The 18,736-nt window shown below is 70.7% G+C and carries 20 protein-coding genes and 1 riboswitch; of the genes, 11 read left to right on the top strand and 9 right to left on the bottom strand.

The genetic code is table 11. From position 1 onward, the window contains the following. The first annotated feature begins 5 nt into the window (after positions 1 to 5). The 3 genes from AB0C82_RS18825 to AB0C82_RS18815 all read left to right on the top strand — a co-directional run bounded on the left by AB0C82_RS18825 (position 6) and on the right by AB0C82_RS18815 (position 2,991). Entirely contained in the window at positions 6 to 1,226 is a 1,221-nt protein-coding gene (locus tag AB0C82_RS18825) for a DUF5931 domain-containing protein (RefSeq protein ID WP_362842928.1), read from the top strand. Beyond that, complete coding sequence (locus tag AB0C82_RS18820; RefSeq protein ID WP_362842925.1) at positions 1,223 to 1,918, top strand: response regulator transcription factor; 696 nt, start codon at positions 1,223 to 1,225, stop codon at positions 1,916 to 1,918. Before AB0C82_RS18825 ends, AB0C82_RS18820 begins: the two co-directional genes overlap by 4 nt. 68 nt (positions 1,919 to 1,986) lie before the next feature. Next, on the top strand, positions 1,987 to 2,991 hold the full coding sequence (locus AB0C82_RS18815) for a 2-hydroxyacid dehydrogenase (RefSeq protein WP_362842922.1): 1,005 nt from the start codon (positions 1,987 to 1,989) through the stop codon (positions 2,989 to 2,991). A 38-nt stretch (positions 2,992 to 3,029) separates the two neighbouring features. Here AB0C82_RS18815 and AB0C82_RS18810 read toward each other — a convergent pair whose 3' ends face one another. After that, the gene (locus AB0C82_RS18810; protein ID WP_362842920.1) at positions 3,030 to 4,916 is read right to left on the bottom strand and encodes an anthranilate synthase family protein; all 1,887 of its coding nucleotides are present in this window, start codon (positions 4,914 to 4,916) and stop codon (positions 3,030 to 3,032) included. Positions 4,917 to 5,009: 93 nt separating this feature from the next. Then, on the bottom strand, positions 5,010 to 5,066 hold the full coding sequence (locus tag AB0C82_RS18805) for a trp operon leader peptide (protein ID WP_356707688.1): 57 nt from the start codon (positions 5,064 to 5,066) through the stop codon (positions 5,010 to 5,012). A 143-nt stretch (positions 5,067 to 5,209) separates the two neighbouring features. On the opposite strand from AB0C82_RS18805, the gene AB0C82_RS18800 reads away from it, so the two are divergent. Together AB0C82_RS18800 and AB0C82_RS18795 are read left to right on the top strand one after the other, a co-directional pair. Continuing rightward, complete coding sequence (locus tag AB0C82_RS18800; RefSeq protein ID WP_362843179.1) at positions 5,210 to 6,559, top strand: class II 3-deoxy-7-phosphoheptulonate synthase; 1,350 nt, start codon at positions 5,210 to 5,212, stop codon at positions 6,557 to 6,559. Between the two features lie 164 nt (positions 6,560 to 6,723). Further along, a complete protein-coding gene (locus tag AB0C82_RS18795) occupies positions 6,724 to 6,999 on the top strand; it encodes a (2Fe-2S)-binding protein (protein WP_362842918.1) in 276 nt (91 codons plus the stop codon). A 51-nt stretch (positions 7,000 to 7,050) separates the two neighbouring features. On the opposite strand, the gene bfr is transcribed toward AB0C82_RS18795, so the two are convergent. Next, positions 7,051 to 7,530 carry a bacterioferritin gene (bfr, locus tag AB0C82_RS18790; RefSeq protein ID WP_362842916.1) on the bottom strand — a complete coding sequence of 160 codons (480 nt, stop codon included), beginning with the start codon at positions 7,528 to 7,530 and terminating at the stop codon, positions 7,051 to 7,053. A gap of 154 nt (positions 7,531 to 7,684) precedes the next feature. On the opposite strand from bfr, the gene AB0C82_RS18785 reads away from it, so the two are divergent. Further along, a complete protein-coding gene (locus tag AB0C82_RS18785) occupies positions 7,685 to 8,317 on the top strand; it encodes a sulfite oxidase-like oxidoreductase (RefSeq protein ID WP_362842914.1) in 633 nt (210 codons plus the stop codon). 18 nt (positions 8,318 to 8,335) lie between these two features. Here AB0C82_RS18785 and AB0C82_RS18780 read toward each other — a convergent pair whose 3' ends face one another. The 6 genes from AB0C82_RS18780 to thiO all read right to left on the bottom strand — a co-directional run bounded on the left by AB0C82_RS18780 (position 8,336) and on the right by thiO (position 14,075). Further along, positions 8,336 to 8,899 carry a DUF4396 domain-containing protein gene (locus AB0C82_RS18780; protein ID WP_362842912.1) on the bottom strand — a complete coding sequence of 188 codons (564 nt, stop codon included), beginning with the start codon at positions 8,897 to 8,899 and terminating at the stop codon, positions 8,336 to 8,338. A 69-nt stretch (positions 8,900 to 8,968) separates the two neighbouring features. After that, on the bottom strand, positions 8,969 to 9,832 hold the full coding sequence (locus tag AB0C82_RS18775) for a deoxyribonuclease IV (protein WP_362842909.1): 864 nt from the start codon (positions 9,830 to 9,832) through the stop codon (positions 8,969 to 8,971). Positions 9,833 to 9,838: 6 nt separating this feature from the next. Then, positions 9,839 to 11,764, bottom strand: coding sequence for a Stk1 family PASTA domain-containing Ser/Thr kinase (pknB, locus tag AB0C82_RS18770; protein WP_362842906.1), 1,926 nt, complete (start codon positions 11,762 to 11,764; stop codon positions 9,839 to 9,841). 97 nt (positions 11,765 to 11,861) lie between these two features. Beyond that, positions 11,862 to 12,659: a thiazole synthase gene (locus AB0C82_RS18765; RefSeq protein ID WP_362842903.1), complete on the bottom strand. Its 798-nt coding sequence runs from the start codon at positions 12,657 to 12,659 to the stop codon at positions 11,862 to 11,864. A 4-nt stretch (positions 12,660 to 12,663) separates the two neighbouring features. Then, positions 12,664 to 12,888: a sulfur carrier protein ThiS gene (gene thiS / locus AB0C82_RS18760; protein WP_362842901.1), complete on the bottom strand. Its 225-nt coding sequence runs from the start codon at positions 12,886 to 12,888 to the stop codon at positions 12,664 to 12,666. After that, positions 12,885 to 14,075, bottom strand: a complete 1,191-nt coding sequence (gene thiO / locus AB0C82_RS18755; protein WP_362842898.1) for a glycine oxidase ThiO — start codon at positions 14,073 to 14,075, stop codon at positions 12,885 to 12,887. Before thiO ends, thiS begins: the two co-directional genes overlap by 4 nt. Then, positions 14,073 to 14,185: riboswitch (TPP riboswitch) on the bottom strand. It overlaps the preceding gene by 3 nt. Positions 14,186 to 14,358: 173 nt before the next feature. Between thiO and AB0C82_RS18750 the strand changes: the two genes are divergently transcribed. The 5 genes from AB0C82_RS18750 (at position 14,359) to AB0C82_RS18730 (ending at position 18,735) form a co-directional block, all read left to right on the top strand. Further along, on the top strand, positions 14,359 to 15,534 hold the full coding sequence (locus tag AB0C82_RS18750) for an FAD-dependent oxidoreductase (RefSeq protein WP_362843176.1): 1,176 nt from the start codon (positions 14,359 to 14,361) through the stop codon (positions 15,532 to 15,534). 81 nt (positions 15,535 to 15,615) lie between these two features. Further along, complete coding sequence (locus AB0C82_RS18745) at positions 15,616 to 15,981, top strand: Rv2175c family DNA-binding protein (RefSeq protein WP_362842895.1); 366 nt, start codon at positions 15,616 to 15,618, stop codon at positions 15,979 to 15,981. A gap of 75 nt (positions 15,982 to 16,056) precedes the next feature. Continuing rightward, entirely contained in the window at positions 16,057 to 16,707 is a 651-nt protein-coding gene (gene thiE / locus AB0C82_RS18740; protein ID WP_362842893.1) for a thiamine phosphate synthase, read from the top strand. A 136-nt stretch (positions 16,708 to 16,843) separates the two neighbouring features. Further along, complete coding sequence (gene metF / locus AB0C82_RS18735; RefSeq protein ID WP_362842890.1) at positions 16,844 to 17,761, top strand: methylenetetrahydrofolate reductase [NAD(P)H]; 918 nt, start codon at positions 16,844 to 16,846, stop codon at positions 17,759 to 17,761. Between the two features lie 50 nt (positions 17,762 to 17,811). Beyond that, positions 17,812 to 18,735 (top strand): hypothetical protein, encoded by a 924-nt coding sequence (locus tag AB0C82_RS18730; protein ID WP_362842887.1) that lies wholly within the window; start codon positions 17,812 to 17,814, stop codon positions 18,733 to 18,735. The last annotated feature ends 1 nt before the right edge of the window (position 18,736 follow it).

The raw sequence follows: 18,736 nt of genomic DNA, 5'->3' as shown, positions 1-18,736 counted from the left end.
GGGAGATGACCAAGCGCGAGCGGGTCGTGCGGATGTCCGTCGAGCAGCCGTTGTGGCGTGCTCTGACGGCGTACCGCCTGTTGACCATGGGCTACGCGGTGCTCATCGCGGTCATCGGCCGCGGGGACTACGAGCGGCTGTGGGTGGCGGTCGTCTATCTGGCCGTGATGGTCGTCTGGACCCTGGCCACCCTTCCCCGGGTCGCCGGCGCCGCGCGCTGCAGCAAGCGTTTCCTCGGCGCGGACCTCGTCATCGCCCTCACCGGCATCCTCCTCACCCCGCTCGCCGACTTCGAGGCCCGGCACATCGACGGCCCGACGCTCCCCTCGATCTGGACGGCCGGCTCGGTCCTGGCCTTCGCCATCAAGGGCGGCTGGCGGTGGGCTGCCTTCGCCTCCACCTTCGTCGCCGCCGCCAACATCGTCGAGCGCGGCCACCCCAGCAGGGACACCGTGCACAACGTCCTGCTGGTCTGGGTCGCCTCCATCGCGATCGGGTACGTCGTCGAGGTGGCCCGCGCCAGTGAACGCACCCTGGCCCGCGCCCTGGAGATCGAGGCCGCCACCCGTGAACGGGAGCGACTGGCCCGCGACATCCACGACGGCGTCCTCCAGGTCCTCGCGATGGTGCAGCGCCGCGGCTCGGCACTCGGCGGGGAGGCCGCCGCACTCGGCAGGATGGCCGGCGAACAGGAAGTCGCCCTGCGCACCCTCGTCTCCAGCGGCCTCGTCCCCGCGACCCGGGTCTCCGAGGACGCGGCCGACGGCGCCGTCGTCCGTATCGTGGATGTGGACGAGGGGGCCGAGGGAGCCGAGTGCGATCTGCGCGCCCTGCTCGCGCCGCACGCCTCCTCACGGGTCAGCTTCGCGGAACCGGGTGCTCCGGTGCTGCTGCCGCCCGGGGCGGCCCGGGAACTCGCCGCCGCCGTCGGTGCCGCCCTGGACAATGTGCGGGTGCACGCCGGACAGGACGCCCAGGCGTGGATCCTGGTCGAGGACGAGCGGGACGAAGTGATCGTGACCGTCCGGGACGACGGCCCGGGCATCCCGGAAGGCAGGCTCGCCCAGGCGGAGGGTGAGGGGCGCCTCGGGGTGGCCCTGTCGATCCGCGGGCGCCTGCGTGACCTGGGCGGCACGGCCGCGTTGATTTCGGTGCCCGGCCAGGGAACCGAGGTCGAGTTGAAGATTCCGAAAGTTTCACGGGGGAAGGCAGGGCCGGTCCGATGACCACACCGAACGCGCAGGAAGCCCAGGCGAAGGCCACCAGGGTGATGGTCGTCGACGACCACCCCATGTGGCGTGACGCGGTCGCCCGGGACCTGGCCGAGTCCGGCTTCGACGTGGTGGCGACCGCGGGCGACGGCCCGCAGGCGGTCCGCCGGGCGAAGGCCGCGAGGCCCGATGTCCTCGTACTCGACCTGAATCTGCCGGGGATGCCCGGTGTCCAGGTCTGCAAGGAACTCGTCGGCTCCTCTCCCGCACTGCGGGTCCTGGTGCTCTCCGCCAGTGGAGAGCACGCCGATGTCCTGGAGGCGGTGAAGTCGGGAGCCACCGGCTACCTGCTGAAGTCCGCCAGCACCCAGGAGCTGACCGACGCGGTGCGTTCCACCGCCGCCGGCGACCCCGTCTTCACCCCGGGCCTCGCCGGTCTCGTCCTCGGTGAATACCGCAGGCTCGCCTCCGACCCGGTCCCTGCGGCGTCCGACGTACCGAAGGCCCCGGAACTCACCGACCGCGAGACAGAGGTGCTGCGTCTGGTGGCCAAGGGACTCTCGTACAAGCAGATCGCCGAGCGGCTCGTCATCTCCCACCGCACCGTCCAGAACCACGTGCAGAACACCCTCGGCAAGCTCCAGCTGCACAACCGGGTGGAGCTCGTGCGGTACGCGATCGAGCGCGGCCTCGACGACGTCGGCTGAGCGGCGCGCGGCAGGTCCCGGCCGTATATTCGCGAAGACCGGCACGGGTGCGAAAATCGGGAGACGTCGTGGAAATCCTGGCCTTCGGTGTGCAGTCCGACGAGAAGCCCCTGATCGAGAACGCCTTCGCGGGACAGCACGACGTCCGGTGCCTGGACGTCTTCCTGAACAGGGACACCGCGCCGATCGCGGCGGGGTACGAGATCGTCTCCACCAGCGTCAACGCCGACCTCAGCGGCAAGGTCCTGCAGACCCTCGCCGCGGGCGGCACGCAGATGATCGCCCAGCGCTCCACGGGCTTCAACAACATCGACCTCGACGTCGCCGAACGCCTGGCCCTGCGCGTCGCCCGCGTCTCGTACTACTCGCCGTACTCCGTCGCCGAGTTCGCCTGGACCCTGGCGATGGCGGTCAACCGGCGCATCATCCGCGCCGCGAGCCGCACCCGGGACTTCGACTTCCGCCTCGACGGTCTCCTCGGACGCGACATGCGGGGGCGCACCGTCGGAGTGATCGGCACGGGGAAGATCGGTGAGGCCTTCACCCGGATCGCCCACGGCTTCGGCATGAACCTCCTGGGCTGGGACATCGCGGAGAACGCGGCCTGCCTGGAGCTCGGCATGAAGTACGTCGAGAAGGACCAGCTTCTCGCCGAGGCCGACCTGATCAGCCTGCACGTACCGCTGCTCCCGTCGACCCACCACATCATCGGCGAGGAGGCCCTGGCCTCGATGAAGGACGACGTGATCCTGGTCAACTCCAGCCGCGGCGGACTCATCGACACCAGGGCCCTGGTCGCCGAGCTGCGGGCCGGCCGCTTCACCGGTGTCGGACTCGACGTGTACGAGGCCGAGGCCGGGCTCTTCTTCCTCGACAAGTCCCTCGAAGGCATCGACGACGACACCCTGGCCAGGCTGGTCACCTTCCCGAACGTCGTCGTGACCTCGCACCAGGCCTACTACACCCGGGACGCGGTGGGCCAGATCATCGAGGCCACCGTGCGGAACGTCGCCGACTACCTGGCCGGCCGGCGCAGCGAGAACGTGCTCGTGCCGGCCCCGCCCTCGAACTGAGGCCCCGGCAGGGTCACCGGGGCCCGCGTTCCCCGGATTCAGCTGAGGACCGGCAGCCCTGCCAGCAGCTCGGTCACGATCGTGGCCCCGCGCAGCGTCAGCACCGACTCCGGATGGAACTGCACCGAGGCGAAACCCTGCCCTCGCAGTGCGTGCAGCTCACCCGTGTCCGCGTCCCGGCTCGCCTTGATGCCGCGCACGGCCAGCCCGGCGGCCGTCGCCCCGTCGCAGCGGGCCGTGAAGCTGTTGTAGAACCCGACGGTCTCGGGACGGCCGAACAGCTCGATCCGGGTCTGAGCCCCCTGGTACGGCACGGCCTTGCGGACGATCTCCACTCCCAGCTCCGCCGCGATCAGCTCGTGCCCGAGGCAGACTCCCAGCAGCCCGTGCCGGTGATCCCTGAGCAGTTCGGCGGCCAGTCCGCGCAGCAGCACCATCTTCGGATCGGCGGCGTCGGCGGGATTCCCGGGCCCGGGTCCCAGCACGACGGGCCCCTCGTGCGCCCGCACGGCCTCGCGCAGTCCCGGCTCGTCGTAGCGCCGCACCGACACGTCGAGACCCGACGACCGCAGGAGATGCGCCAGCATCGCGGTGAAGGTGTCCTCGCCGTCCACCACGAGCGCGTGACCGGACAGCTCACGCGTGCGTTCCTGCATACGCAGCCAGAACGGTGCGAGCCCGCCGCGCCGGTCGTCCAGCGCCGCCCGCACCCGGGGATCGGCGGCCAGCTGCGGCCTGGCCGCCTCCGCGCGCGGCCGCCCCGGGCGCACACCGAGGGCCGCCAGCACACCGGCCGCCTTGGCGTGGGTCTCGGCGACCTCGCTCTCCGGGTCCGAATGGCGTACGAGGGTGGCGCCGACCGGCACCTTCAGCCGGCCGTCGGCCGAGATGTCGGCCGTACGGATCAGGATCGGCGAGTCCAGGGTCTGGGCGCCGTTCGCGTCGAGACCGAGGAGGGCCAGCGCGCCCGCGTAGTAGCCCCGGCCGTCCGGCTCGTAGCGCTCGATGACGCGGCAGGCGTTCTGTACGGGGGAGCCGGTGACCGTCGCCGCGAACATCGTCTCCTTCAGGACCTCGCGGACGTCCAGCGAGGAGCGGCCCCGCAGTTCGTACTCGGTGTGCGCGAGGTGGGCCATCTCCTTCAGCCGGGGGCCGATCACCACCCCGCCCATGTCGCCCACGGTGCACATCATCTTCAGTTCCTCGTCGACCACCATGGAGAGCTCCTCGGTCTCCTTGCGGTCGCCCAGGAAGGCGAGCAGACTCTCCGCCGTCGGCCCGCCGGCCGGATAGCGGTAGGTGCCGCTGATCGGATTCATCACGACCGTCCCGCCGGACATCCGCACATGCACCTCGGGGCTGGCACCGACCAGCGTCCGGTCCCCGGTGTGGACGACGAACGTCCAGTACGCGCCCCGCTCGCCCGAGAGCAGCCGCCGGAACAGGGACAGCGCGTCGGCCCTGCCGAACCCGGGGATCTCGCCGCCGAAGGTCCGCCGGATCACGAAGTTCGCGCCCTCGCCCTGACCGATCTCGTCCTCGATCACGCGCCGGACGGTCTCCGCGTACTCCGCGTCGGGCACGTCGAAGCCTCCGCCCTCCACGCGCACCTCATGGGCGGGCAGTGCGGCGATCACCTCGTCGAGCGGCAGCGCGTACGACTCATCGGCGAGGAGGACGGACAGCGGCGTGCCGTCGTCCCGGACGTCGAAGCCCCGCTCGGCGATCTGCCTGAACGGCACCAGGGCGAGTGAGGGCCGCTCGCCCACGGCGATGTCGGCGAGCCGGTCCGCCTCCCTGACCTGGCCGATGAGGACGTCGACCGTGTCGTGGTCGTGGCCGGGGGTACGCCTGCGCAGCAGTGCGAACGGCGGGGAGTCGTCCCGGAGTAGTCGCTGGACGAGGTCGGTCACGCGGTCGGGCATGGGTGTTCCTTCCGATGAGGAGGAGGAACGGCTCCGAAACGCAGAGAAGGCCGCCCCTCGGGCGGCCTTCGCGAAGTGTGTACGCGCGATGAGTCAGCGGGCCGCCGGATGAGCGGTCCACCACCAGTTCTGAACTGTCTGCGCGAACATGCCGTGGATCGTAGCGCACGACGGCCGGTCCGGGGCGCTCATGGCGCGGACCTTCGCGGAAAGCCCGATTCGGACGGTCTGTCTCATCAGGCGAGCGAGTACCTGCCGAGGAGCGGCGACCCCGTAGTCTTGCTGTCGTGATCGTGAAAGCTGAATCCCAAAGCGTCGCCGACAAGGCGACCTGGCGAGACCTTCCCGCGGCGCAGCAGCCTGAGTACCCCGACTCCGAGGCCCTGCGCGATGTGCTCGCGGACCTCGAGTCGTATCCGCCGCTCGTCTTCGCGGGCGAGTGCGACCAGCTGCGTGCCCGCCTGGGAGCCGTCGCCAAGGGCGAGGCCTTCCTGTTGCAGGGTGGCGACTGTGCCGAGGCGTTCGACGCCGTGTCGGCCGAGCACATCCGAGCCAAGCTCAAGACGCTGCTCCAGATGAGCGCCGTCCTCACCTACGCCGCCTCCGTTCCCGTCGTGAAGATCGGCCGGATCGCGGGGCAGTACTCCAAGCCGCGCTCCAAGTCGACCGAGACCCGCGACGGCGTGACGCTGCCGACCTACCGCGGCGACTCCGTCAACGGCTTCGACTTCACCGAGGCCGCCCGCATCCCGGACCCCCAGCGGCTGAAGCAGATGTACCACGCATCCGCTTCCACGCTGAACCTGGTCCGTGCCTTCACCACCGGTGGTTACGCCGACCTGCGCCAGGTGCACGCCTGGAACCAGGACTTCGTGAAGTCGTCGCCCTCCGGTCAGCGCTACGAGGCCCTGGCCCGTGAGATCGACAACGCGCTGAACTTCATGAAGGCGTGCGGCACGGACCCGGCCGAGTTCAAGGCGGTCGAGTTCTACGCCTCGCACGAGGGTCTGCTGCTGGACTACGAGACGGCGCTGACGCGCGTCGACTCGCGTACCGGCAAGCTGTACGACACCTCGGGCCACATGGTGTGGGTCGGTGAGCGCACCCGCCAGATGGACGGCGCGCACATCGAGTTCGCCTCGAAGATCAGCAACCCCATCGGCATCAAGCTCGGCCCGACGACCACCGTCGACGAGGCGCTCAGCTACATCGACCGCCTCGACCCCGACCGCGAGCCGGGCCGGCTGACCTTCATCGTCCGCATGGGCGCCGACAAGGTCCGCGACAAGCTCCCCGAGCTCGTCGAGAAGGTCACCGCCTCCGGTGCCACCGTCGTGTGGGTCACCGACCCGATGCACGGCAACACCTTCGAGGCCGCGTCCGGTCACAAGACCCGCCGCTTCGACGACGTCCTGGACGAGGTCAAGGGCTTTTTCGAGGTGCACAAGGGCCTCGGGACGCACCCGGGCGGCATCCACGTCGAGCTCACCGGTGACGATGTCACCGAGTGCGTCGGCGGCGGCCACGAGATCTTCGTGGACGATCTGCACCAGCGGTACGAGACGGCCTGTGACCCCCGCCTCAACCGCAGCCAGTCCCTCGACCTGGCATTCCTCGTCGCCGAGATGTACCGCGACCAGTAGGAACCGCCGGACTGTACGACTGTGGGGCACGGATCGATGTGATCCGTGCCCCACAGGGCGTTCCGGGGCTTTTACCCGCCAGGGGTGGCGGGTAAGGTTAGGTTAGCCTCACCGAAAAGATCGGGGCGGCCCCAGCGAACGATCCCCGGCGGGAGGTGAACCGCGTGTACGTCTGCTCGTGCTTCGGAGTCACGGAACAGCAGGTCAGGAAGCATGCGGACGAAGGCGCCTGCACGCCCCGCCAGATAGCCTCCGCCTGCAAGGCCGGTACGGACTGCGGTGGCTGCGTCCGCAGGATCCAGGCGCTCCTGGGCCGTGGTGACTGCCCGCGCCGCGATCTGCTCGACCAGAAGCAGGGCTCGGTGGCCGGCCCGGCCATCGGCGCCGCACCCGTCGGCGCCGGTACGTCGCCGGACATTCGGCTCTCCGACGCCGCCTGAGCCCCTCCGGGCCTCCGGCTCGGCCTTCGGGCGCGAGTCCGTTCTCCAGGCTCAGCTCTCGGGCTGCTCGATCAACTGCGCGATGTACAGCGCCTCGCCGAGCTTCTCGACCAGTTCCAGCTGGGTGTCGAGGTAGTCGATGTGGTGCTCTTCGTCCGCGAGGATCGACTCAAAGATATTTGCGGACGTGACGTCGCCCTTGTTGCGCATCAGTTCGATGCCCCGCTTGAGACGGTCGATCGCCTCGACCTCGACCTGCCGGTCCGCCTGGAACATCTCGGTGACCGTCTGGCCGACCCGTACGTGGAACAGTCGCTGGTAATTGGGCAGACCGTCGAGAAACAGAATCCGGTCGGTCAGGATCTCGGCGTGCTTCATCTCGTCGAACGACTCTGCCCTGGTGTACTTGGCGAGCTTCGTCCAGCCGAAGTTGTCCTGCATCTTTGCATGCAGGAAATACTGATTGATCGCAGTGAGTTCGGCGGTCAGCTGTTCGTTCAGGAACTCGAGGACCTCGGGGTCGCCCTGCATCGCAGAGGCTCCTTCCAACCGGTGTACTGGGCAAGTTGGCCGCATCCTCGCACTGCGCTTCCCGGTCGTCCAGTAAGTGCACGCTTAGTACGAGTTGCCCCAATCGACTCTGCCCTGGTCATGACCACCCCTGGCTGTCTGTCACCATGGAGGCATGGGTCAGCCGGAAAGCCGGGAATACAGCGAATCAGGGCAGTCCGAGCTTCCGCCGGGGCAGCGCCTGCAGCGCGGCTGGCCGGTCACCCACTACGGGCCCGTACCCAAGTTCAAGCCCGACCGCTGGGAGTTCCGGGTCTTCGGAGCCACCGCGGACGGCGAGAAACGCTGCTGGAACCACCAGGAGTTCACGGCTCTGCCGTTCTCCTCGGTCGTCGCGGACCTGCACTGCGTGACGAAGTTCAGCATGGTCGGCGCCGAATGGGGCGGGGTCCTCGCCCGCACGCTCGTGGAACTGGCGCCACCCGCACCCCATGTCACGCACGTGATGGTGTGGGCCGAGTACGGATTCAGTTCGAATCTCCGTCTGGCCGACTTCGTGGCCGAGGGAAGCGTCTTCGCCACCCACAAGGACGGCGAACTGCTGACCGCCGAGCACGGCTTTCCCGTGCGGCTGGTCGTGCCGCACCTCTATGCCTGGAAGGGGCCCAAGTGGGTCCGCGGCATCGAGTACATGACCGCCGACCGTCGCGGTTTCTGGGAAGAGCGCGGCTACCACAACATCGGTGACCCGTGGAGCGAGCAGCGCTACTCCTACCAGGAAGGGCCCGGAGACGGCCCCGAGCTCTGACCTGCGGGGTTCCGTGCCTCAGTGGTGGTAGCGGTGCACCACGGCGTGGCCCCTGCCGCGGCCGATCATCCACTTGTTGACCGGCACCGTGATGACGAATGCCGCAGCCAGTGCGATGGCCAGGACGATCCAGAACATCGCGTCCGCCAGGTGGGCGTCCATGGCCCCCGGCCACAGCGCCAGCACGCCGTTGTCGATCAGTTCCATCACCGCGATCGAGAGGGTGTCGGCCGCCAGGGCCACCCGGAACGCCGTACGGAAGTCGACGCCCGCCCTCAGGACCCCGCGCAGCGTGAGCGCGTAACCGAAGAAGAACGCCAGGGTGATCGCCAGCACCATCGTCGGTACGTTGCCCCAGCCGAGCGCGGTGCCGATCACCATGCCGAGCACTTCGCCGATGGCGCACCCGGTGAGGCAGTGCAGCGTGGCCTTCGCGGCCATGCCCCAGCTTGCCCGGGCGGGCGCGGGGGCGGGAGTGCCGTGACCCGCGTGCTCGCCGTGGCCCCCGTGTCCCGTGTGCTCGCCGTGCGTCCGGGTGTGCCCGGCGTGCGGGTCGTGGCGGGTGTCGTGGTCGTGCCTCATGGTCTTCCCCCAAAGCCGGATGGCGGTTCCTGTCGACAACATGAACCGTATACCCCCTAGGGGTATTCCTCAAGCGTTCTCGGTATCGCGTAGCTCCTTCAGCCGTGCCACGTCCGCCGCATGTCCCGCCTTGCCGCCGGGCGTCTCGATGATCAGGGGTACGCCGTCGGTCGCGGGGTGCGAGAACAGCTCGCGGAACGGCTCCGCACCGATGTGGCCGGCGCCGATGTTCTCGTGCCGGTCCTTGTGCGCCCCCACCACGTCCTTGGAGTCGTTCGCGTGGATCAGCTTCAGCCGGCCCTCGCCGACGGTGTCCACCAGGAGATCCAGGGTCTGGCGCATACCGGCGGGGCCGGTCAGATCGTGCCCCGCGGCGTAGATGTGGCAGGTGTCCAGGCAGATGCCCAGCTTGGGATGGGAGTCCAGCGCCTCGAAGTACGGGCCGAAGTCCCACGTCCGCGAGCAGAGCGAGGCTCCCTGCCCCGCCGTCGACTCCAGCAGCAGGAACGGATCGTCGTCGTGCGTCAGCTCGTCGAGCAGCGGCCTCATGTGCCTGCGCACCTGCGCGAGGGCCTCCGACGGCGGCCGCCCGCCGGTCGCCGAACCCGTGTGCACCACGACGCCCAGCGCCCCGATCTCCCTGGCTCTGCGCAGGGAGTGGCGCAGCGACTCCACGGACCGCTCGACCGTGGCCTGCGTGTGCGAGCCGAAGTTGATCAGATACGGCGCGTGGACGTACGCCGGGACCGACCTCGCCTCGCACTCCGTGCGGAACAGTTCGTCCTGCGCCGGATTCCCGGCCGGAGTCGCCCAGCCGCGCGGATTGGCGGCGAAGACCTGGACGGCCTCCGCGCTCAGCTCGCGAGCGTACTCGAGGCCGATCTTGGCGAGCCCGCCCGCCACCGGGACATGAGCGCCTACCGGGTTTCGCATGTGGATCTACAGTCCCTTGGTCCTGATGGTGATCGTGGAGCCCTCGGCGGCCTCTTCGCCGCCGTCGACGGACTGCTTCTCGACGGTGTCGCTGAAGGACAGGAACGGCCGGTCGACCTCGACCTCGAATCCCGCCTCTTCCAGTGTGCCCCTGGCCTCGTCCACGTCCATGCCCGTGACGTCCGGGACGTCGAGCATCCGCGGCCCCTTGGAGACCGTGAGCTCCACGGAGTCGCCCTCGGCGGCCTCCGCGCCCTCCGCCGGTGACTGCTCGGCGATGTCACCCGCGACCTCGGCGGAGTTCACCCGGCCGGGCCGGACCTCTGCCTTCAGGCCCTCCTCCGCCAGCGCGGCGGTGGCGTCCTGGACCGAGAGACCGGTGACGTCCGGGACCTCGACCGGGGCGCCCTTGCTGACCACCAGGGCCACGGCGGACCCGGAGCGGCGCTCGGTGCCGGCCTCGGGGTCCGTACGGACTACGTCGCCCCGTGCCACGTCCTCGCTGAACTCCCGGGTCACCATCCCGGGCACCAGACCGGCTTCCTTCAGATCGCGCCGCGCCTCGGCGGGAGTGACGCCCGCGAGATCGGGGACGTCCACCATCTCCGGCCCCTTGGAGACGACGAGCCGAACGGAGTCGTTGCCCCGGATGCGCTCGCCGGAACCCGGGTCGCTGCCCATCACGGTGCCCCGGGCGGCGGTGTCACTGAAGGCGCGGTCGATCCGCTTCACGTCGAGACCGGCGTCCCGGAGCCGCTGCTCGGCGGTCTTCTCCGTCTGGCCCAGCAGCGAGGGGACCCGGGTGAACTGTCCGGAGTTGATGTACCAGACGCCCGCGCCGACGCCCAGCACCAGCAGGACGGCGGCGAGCGCGGCGACTATGCCGCGCCGGGGACCCGCGCCGAGGAGGCCGCGCCGGCCGGGCCCGGTCCTCCGGGGCGGCAGGGGCGGCGGCATCTCCAGCCGGCTGGTGTGATGGGTGGTGCCCGCGCCGGGCGGGAGCACCCGCGGAATCACGCTCGTACGGTCGTCGGCGCCGTCGTGCTCCTCGCCGCGTGCCTGCGGGGGCTTGGTATCCAGCTGCTCGTCGGTGAGGGCGGCCCGGCACTCCCGCGCCTCGGCCAGCAGGACCACCGCGTCGTGCGGGCGCACCTCGGGGTTGCGGGCGGTCGCGCTCGCCACCAGGCCGTCCAGCCCGACCGGGAGACCCGGGACGACGGCGGACGGGGCCGGGACGTCCTCGTTGAGGTGCTGGTAGATGACCTGGGCGGCGGTCTCGCCGGTGTGCGGCTTGCCGCCGGTCAGCATCTCGTAGAGGACGACCCCGCACGCGTACACGTCGGCCCTGGTGTCGGCCGTGCCGTGCTCGATCTGTTCGGGTGCGAGATACGACACGGTGCCCAGGAGCGAACCGGTGGTCTCGGTGACGGTGCCCACCGCCCGTACCAGCCCGAAGTCGGCGACCTTCACCCGGCCGTCGTCCCCTATCAGGACGTTCTCCGGCTTCATGTCCCGGTGCACGAAGCCCGCGCGGTGCGCGGCGCCGAGGGCGGCCAGGACCGGCTCCATGATGTCCAGCGCGGCCCGGGGCCGCAGGGCGCCGCGCTCGCGCAGGACGTCACGCAGGGTGCACCCCGCCACGTACTCCATCGCCAGGTAGACGTACGCCCCCTGGGCGCCTTGGTCGAAGACCGCGACGACGTTGGGGTGCGCGAGCCTGGCCACCGACTTGGCCTCGCGGATGAAGCGCTCGACGAACGAGGCGTCGGTCGCGAGGGCCGGGTGCATCACCTTGAGCGCGAGCACCCGGTCGAGCCGGGTGTCCATGGCCCGGTAGACCGTGGCCATGCCGCCGACGGCGATGCGCGCGTCGACGCGATAGCGGCCGTCGAGCAGCTGCCCGATCATGGGGTCCTGGAGGGTCGTATCCACGCACCGAGTCTACGAGCCGCCGCTGACACCGCCGACGGTCCGGGCGGTCCCGGTGCCCTACTGCAGCCGAGCCGTGACAGGGGCACATCCAAGGGGCCTACCGGAACGCCGGACGCTCCGGGTCCAGTACGGCGCGGCCCTCACCCGGGGACGAGGCCTCCGCGAAGTGGCGGCGCGGAATCCGGCCCGCCCGGAACGCCAGACGCCCGCCCTCCACCGCATGTCTCATCGCGCCCGCCATCAGCTCCGGCTCCTGCGCCCGGGTCACCGCCGACGCCAGCATGACGGCCGAGCAGCCCAGCTCCATCGCGAGGGCCGCGTCCGAGGCCGTGCCGGCACCTGCGTCCAGGATCACCGGCACACCGGCCCGCTCGACGATCAGCTGGAAGTTGTGCGGGTTGCGGATGCCGAGCCCGGAGCCGATGGGGGAGCCGAGCGGCATGATCGCCGCGCACCCCACGTCCTCCAGCTTCCGGGCGAGCACCGGATCGTCGTTGGTGTACGGCAGCACCGTGAACCCGTCGTCCACGAGGATCTCGGCGGCGTCCAGCAGCTCGATCGGGTCGGGCAGCAGTGTCCGCTCGTCCGCCACGACCTCCAGCTTGACCCAGTCGGTTCCCAGCGCCTCCCGGGCCAGCCGGGCGGTCAGCACGGCCTCGCCCGCGGTGAAGCAGCCCGCCGTGTTCGGCAGGACGCGGATGGAGAGCCGCTCCAGGACGGAGAGGACCGAGCCCTGCACCGTCGGATCCAGCCGGCGCATCGCCACGGTCGTCAGCTCGGTGCCGGAGGCGATCAGGGAGCGTTCGAGGACTTCCAGGCTCGGAGCGCCGCCCGTACCCATGATCAGCCGGGAGGTGAACGGGCTGCCGGCGAGAGTGAAGAGATCGTCGGACATCGGGTCAGCCTCCCTGGACGGCGGTGAGAACTTCGACGCGGTCTCCGTCGGCGAGCGCGGTGGAGGACCACTCGCTGCGCGGTACGACGGCCTCGTTGACGGCGGCGGCCACCCCGGAGTGCGAGGCGGTGAGCGTCGCCACGAGCGTCTCCAGGGGGGTGTCGAGGGGGATGCTCCGGCGTTCCCCGTTCACGGAGATCAGAACGGGGCCGGACAGGTGCTCGGTCATGCGGGCTGCTCCTGAGGCACGGGGGCGGCGGAGGGTGAGGGGGCGAAACGGCTCGGAGTGAACGGGCGGCCCACCTCCGGCAGCTCGCCGGTGGTCAGCACGTGCGCCATCACGTCGCCGGTGACCGGGGTCAGCAGCACCCCGTTGCGGTGGTGGCCGGTGGCGAGATGGAGGCCGGGCAGGGCCGTCGGGCCCAGCAGCGGCGCGTTGTCGGGAGAGGCCGGGCGCAGGCCCGCCCGCGTCTCGGTGAGCGGCAGCTCGGTGATGCCGGGCACCAGCTCGTGCGCGTCGCGCAGCAGCTCGTACACCCCGCCCGCCGTGACGGTGGTGTCCCAGCCCAGTTCCTCGCTGGTGGCGCCGACGACGAGCTCGCCGTTCTCCCGGGGGACGAGGTAGAGGTGGCTGCCCCGGACGACGGCGCGCACCGTCCGGCTGAGGAAGGGCGCGTACGCGGGGGGCACGGTCAGCCGCAGCACCTGGCCCTTGACCGGGCGGACCGGGGGGACGACATCGTCGGGCAGCCCCGCGAGCCGGCCGCTGAGACTGCCCGCCGCGAGGACGACCTGATCGGCGAAGAGCTCCGCGCCCTCCTCCGTCACGGCTCCCGCGGCCCGGTCGTGCGTGACGGTCAGCCGCCGCGTCCAGGCCCGGTGGAAGACCACCCCGGCGCGTTCGCAGGCGGTCACCAGCGCTGCGGCGAGGCGCCGGGGGTCGACCTGGTGGTCGCCGTCGACGCGCAGCCCGCCGCGTACACCGGGGGCCAGCATGGGCTCCAGCCGGCGGCACTCGCGGCCGGTGAGCCACTCGGACTCCAGCCCGGAACGCTGCTGCAACGCGTGCAGTTCGCGCAGATGGGCCCGGTCGTCGGAGTCCAGCGCCACGGCCAGGGTGCCGCAGGCGCGGAAGCCGATCTCCTGGCCGCTCGCCTCCTCCAGCTCGGCCGCGAACGCGGGATAGCGGGCCGCGGAGGCGACATTGAGGCCGAGCAGGGTCTGCTCGCCGTAGTGGAGCTCGGTGACGGCGGCAAGCATCCCGGCCGCCACGGAGGCGGCTCCGCCCCCGGGGTCCGGGTCGGCCACCGCCGTGGACATGCCGCGCTGTGCCGCCCGCCAGGCGGTCACAAGTCCGATGATGCCGCCCCCGATGACCAGGACGTCGTAACCGTTCGCGGTCCGTGGAGCACGCATGGGCTTCCAGCCCCTCCCTTCGCCGGCATGACCCGGATCAGGTTCGTACGGTCGGAGGCCGCCCAGCCTCCCTCTCAGCCCGGTGCGTCCGGGCTCCCGCGAGTACGGAGGCCACCCTAGACCCCGTCACCCGTGGTCAGTAAGACCGTCCGGACGACCTGGCCGGGACAGGGTGTGCGGACCGCCGGGGGACAGCGCTCTTCCTGACGATTCGTCAGGTGCTTAAGGTGGACGCGTGAGTGAGCAGACGGAACAGCAGAACGTCGTGGTCGTCGGAGCGGGCATGGCCGGCGTGCAGACCGCCGTCGCCCTGCGAGAACAGGGCTTCACCGGGCCCGTCACGCTGATCGGCGCCGAACCGCATCAGCCGTACGACCGGCCGCCGCTCTCCAAGGCTGTCCTGCTCGGCAAGGCCGAGGACTCCGCCTTCGACGTCGACTTCGAGGCGCTCGACATCACCCTGCGCCTCGGCCTCGACGTGGTGGGACTGCGGCCCGGGGCGCACGAACTGGACACCGAGGGCGGCCCCGTTCCGTACGGCACCCTGGTCGTCGCCACCGGCGCGGAACCGGTCATGCTGCCCGGCTCCGAAGGAGTCCCGGGCGTCCACCTCCTGCGCACCCTGGACGACGCCGCCCGGCTGCGGCCCGTCCTGGAACGCCGGCACGACATCGTGGTCGTCGGGGCGGGCTGGATCGGCGCGGAGTTCGCCACCGCCGCCCGCGCCGCCGGCTGCGACGTCACCGTCGTCGAGGCGGCCGGGCATCCCCTCGCGGGCGCCCTGCCCGCCGAGGTCGCCGCCCCGATGGCCCGGTGGTACGCGCAGAGCGGCGCCGAACTCCTCACCGGCGCCCGGGTGGCCCGGATCGAACCCGGCGCCGTCCTGCTGGCGGACGGCCGGACGATCCCCGCCGGAGCGGTGGTCGTCGGCATCGGTGCCCGGCCCGCCACCTCCTGGCTGGCCGGCTCCGGAATCGCACTCGGCCCGGACGGCTCGGTCACCGCGGACAGTGCGCTGCGCAGCTCACTTCCCGATGTGTACGCGGTGGGGGACTGCGCCTCCTTCCCCTCGGCCCGCTACGGCGAACGCCTGCTCGTCCACCACTGGGACAACGCGCTCCAGGGCCCGCGGACCGTCGCCGCCGCCATCGTGGCGGGCGACGCCGACGGGCAGCCGCCGCCGTACGACCCGGTGCCCTACTTCTGGTCCGAGCAGTTCGGCCGCTTCGTGCAGTACGCCGGACACCACGCGGGCGCCGACACCCTGCTGTGGCGGGGCGACCCCGCGGAAGCCGCCTGGTCGGTGTGCTGGCTGCGCGACGGAGTCATGGTCGCCGTACTGGCCGTCGGCCGCCCGCGTGACCTCGCCCAGGGGCGCAGACTCATCGAATCGGCCGCCCGGGTCGACCCGGAGCGGGCCGCCGACCCGTCCGTACCGCTGAAGTCGGCGAAGCTCTGACCTCGCTCCGACACCACCTCGTGACCCCCTTACGGTCGGCCCGGCTACCGGCTGTCGGTCCGGGATGGCACGCTTGTCCTTGTGACCGAGATTGACGCAAAGATCGATGCTCTCGTCCCTGCCTGGCTCCACCTCCCCGACATCGCGGAGATGCTCGATATCGAGGTGACGCGCGTGCGACAGCTGGTCAGGGATGGCCAGCTCATCGCCGTACGACGTGGTGAGAACCGGGCGCTCCAGGTGCCTGCCGCCTTCATCGACGGCGACAAGGTGGTCAAGGGCCTTCCGGGGCTCCTGACGGTCCTGAGGGACGACGGCTACAACGACGGAGAGATGCTGGAGTGGCTCTTCACTCCCGACCCGACCCTGCCCGGTACCCCCGCGCAGGCGTTGAGTGAGAATCGCGGTACGGAGGTGAAGCGCCGCGCCCAGGCGCTCGCCGTCTGACCGAGACAACCGCACACGGAGTGCGGGCCGTGCCACACGGACCGGCCCGCACCCCGCCGTACCGACGGGGGAACCATGTCCACGCCTCGCACGCTGCTGTCCGACGCCCGGCTCTACCTGTGCACGGACGCACGTAAGCGGCAGGGCGACCTCCCCGATTTCCTGGACGCCGTCCTCACGTCCGGCGTGGACATCGTCCAACTGCGCGACAAGGGCATGGAAGCCGCCGAGGAGCTCGAACACCTCGCGGTGTTCGCCGACGCCTGCAAGCGTCACGGGAAGCTCCTCGCGGTGAACGACCGCGCCGACGTCGCCCACGCCATCGGCTCCCACGTGCTGCACCTCGGGCAGGGCGACCTGCCCGTGCCCGCGGCGCGGGCCGTCATCGGCCAGGACGTGGTCATCGGCCGTTCCACGCACGCCGAGTCCGAGGTCGACGCCGCGGTCGCCGAGCCCGGCGTGGACTACTTCTGTACGGGCCCCTGCTGGCCCACCCCGACCAAGCCCGGCCGCTACGCACCCGGCCTCGGGCTCGTCCGGTACGCCGCCTCGCTCGACCAGCCCCGCCCCTGGTTCGCCATCGGCGGCATCGACGCGGGCAATCTGGACGAGGTGCTGGACGCGGGCGCCCGCCGGGTCGTCGTCGTCCGGGCGATCACCGAGGCCGACGATCCCGCCGCCGCTGCCGCCCGTCTCGCCGCGCGCGTCAGGGCGCGCACCAGCTGAACAGGGGCGTTGTCCGGGGCCGCCGCCAGGGTGATTGTCCATGTCCGTGTCCGAGGGGTGGACAACAACCCTTGCAATTCGGGCAAATGGCACCGATCTGGTTGGGGTACCGCCCGGCCCTGGTTAACCTCCCAGTATGGCCCTTGGCACACCCTCCACCAGGACGGATCACGCGCGGACCGTGCGTGAGCTGCTCGCGACCGGCAAGACCTCGTACTCGTTCGAGTTCTGGGCGCCCAAGACGGAGAAGGGCGAGCGGAACCTCTGGAACGCGCTGCGCCGCGTCGAGGCCGTCGCCCCGAGCTTCGTCTCCGTGACGTACGGCGCCGGAGGCTCCACCCGCTCCGGGACGGTCAGGGCGACGCAGCAGATCGCCGAGGACTCCACGCTGACGCCCGTCGCGCACCTCACCGCCGTCGACCACTCCATCGCGGAACTGCGCAACATGGTGGGCCAGTACGCGGACGCCGGGATCCGGAACATCCTCGCCGTGCGCGGAGACCCGCCCGGCGACCCGATGGGCGAGTGGGTCAGGCACCCGCAGGGCGTGCGGTACGCGGCCGACCTCGTCCGGCTCATCAAGGAGTCCGGCGATTTCTGTGTGGGCGTCGCCGCGTTTCCCGAAATGCACCCGCGGTCGGCCGACTGGGACACCGACATCGGTCATTTCGTGGACAAGTGCCGTGCCGGTGCCGATTACGCGATCACCCAGATGTTCTTCAATCCGGAGGATTATCTGCGTATGCGTGACCGTGTGGTCGCGGCGGGTTGCGATACGCCCATCATTCCCGAAGTAATGCCGCTCACCAGCGCCAGACAGCTGGAAAGATTCGCCGAGCTGAGCAACGCGTCCTTCCCTTCGTCGCTGAAAGAGCGCATCCTCGCCGCCAAGGACGATCCCGCCGCTGTACGCTCCATTGGCATCGAGTTCGCAACGGAGTTCTGCGCGCGGTTGCTCTCCGAGGGTGTCCCCGGACTGCACTTCATTACGCTCAACAACTCGACGGCGACGCTCGAGATCTACGAGAATCTCGGACTGCACAAGCAGTCCTGACCGGCCGTACCCGCCACCAACCGGGGCGGTGGCCGTAGGAGGGGGCGGGCGTGGGCTGGACGGTCCTCTACATCGCATTCGGCATCGTGGCGCTGTGGCTGCTGGGTGAGGTGCTGCTGCAGTACAAGGCACGGCTGCGCTGGCGTCTGCTCGCCTTCGCCGGGTTCCTCGGTGTGGTCATAGGCGTCCTGATCCCGTCCGTGCTGGTGATCGCCCTCGGCGCGATCGCCTTCGCGACAGGCCAGACCTACGTGACGCTCTCCTTCCGGCAGGGCTTCTCGACGGGCTGGGCCATAGGGGGCAGCCCCGGCGAGAGCCGCCGACGCCGCGGACGGACCGAGAAGCCCGAGACCAGGGAGCCCACCCTCCAGGTCTCCGACCTCGAGTACGAGCCGGAACCGGATCAGCCCGCCGCGGTCTACGCGCCGGAACCCCTCCCGGACGACACCGGCCAGTACGGCGTGTACTCCGAGTCCGCCTACGCAGCCGCGGGCGCCGGCACGATCCGTACGGAGCAGGGCGAAGCCCAGTACGACGCCTACGCGCCCTACCCCGACTACAGCCAGTCGGCCCAGGGCACCTTCGCCGGGCAGGACGGCTACGCCACGCAGGACGGCTACGCCACGCAGGGCACCCCGGGCCAGGACACCCATGCGGGGCAGTACGACTACGGCACAGGCCAGCAGAGCTATGCCGCGTACTCCGACCCGTACATCGGGACCGGCACCACCGGCGGATCCGCGCCGTACGGCTCCTACGACAGCTACGGCAACGGGTACGACAGCTACGGGGGCCAGCAGCAGTACGCCGAGCCCTACCCGCAGCAGTACGGAGAGACCCCGCCCGGCGGCGTCTGGGTTCCCCAGCAGCGCGATGCCGAGCAGTACCCGCCGATGCCGCCGCAGGAGCCCGTGGAACCCGCCCCGTACGGCAACGGGTACGACACCGGTCACAACGAGCCGTACCGCTACTGAG

This window comes from Streptomyces sp. NPDC048560 (assembly GCF_040650955.1).
Classification (GTDB): Bacteria; Actinomycetota; Actinomycetes; order Streptomycetales; family Streptomycetaceae; genus Streptomyces.
The sequence above is the reverse complement of the archived record's forward strand: the minus strand, read 5'-3'. Positions and strand labels throughout refer to the sequence as shown.

Coding starts and splice junctions, on each gene's coding strand:
- bfr (WP_362842916.1), bottom strand. CDS start 7,530: ATGCAGGGCGACCCCGAGGTCCTCGAGTTCCTGAACGAACAGCTGACC.
- thiE (WP_362842893.1), top strand. CDS start 16,057: ATGTCCACGCCTCGCACGCTGCTGTCCGACGCCCGGCTCTACCTGTGC.
- AB0C82_RS18775 (WP_362842909.1), bottom strand. CDS start 9,832: ATGCGAAACCCGGTAGGCGCTCATGTCCCGGTGGCGGGCGGGCTCGCC.
- AB0C82_RS18750 (WP_362843176.1), top strand. CDS start 14,359: ATGGCCGGCGTGCAGACCGCCGTCGCCCTGCGAGAACAGGGCTTCACC.
- AB0C82_RS18780 (WP_362842912.1), bottom strand. CDS start 8,899: ATGAGGCACGACCACGACACCCGCCACGACCCGCACGCCGGGCACACC.
- thiS (WP_362842901.1), bottom strand. CDS start 12,888: ATGACCGAGCACCTGTCCGGCCCCGTTCTGATCTCCGTGAACGGGGAA.
- thiO (WP_362842898.1), bottom strand. CDS start 14,075: ATGCGTGCTCCACGGACCGCGAACGGTTACGACGTCCTGGTCATCGGG.
- AB0C82_RS18785 (WP_362842914.1), top strand. CDS start 7,685: ATGGGTCAGCCGGAAAGCCGGGAATACAGCGAATCAGGGCAGTCCGAG.
- AB0C82_RS18825 (WP_362842928.1), top strand. CDS start 6: ATGACCAAGCGCGAGCGGGTCGTGCGGATGTCCGTCGAGCAGCCGTTG.
- AB0C82_RS18765 (WP_362842903.1), bottom strand. CDS start 12,659: ATGTCCGACGATCTCTTCACTCTCGCCGGCAGCCCGTTCACCTCCCGG.
- metF (WP_362842890.1), top strand. CDS start 16,844: ATGGCCCTTGGCACACCCTCCACCAGGACGGATCACGCGCGGACCGTG.
- AB0C82_RS18810 (WP_362842920.1), bottom strand. CDS start 4,916: ATGCCCGACCGCGTGACCGACCTCGTCCAGCGACTACTCCGGGACGAC.
- AB0C82_RS18820 (WP_362842925.1), top strand. CDS start 1,223: ATGACCACACCGAACGCGCAGGAAGCCCAGGCGAAGGCCACCAGGGTG.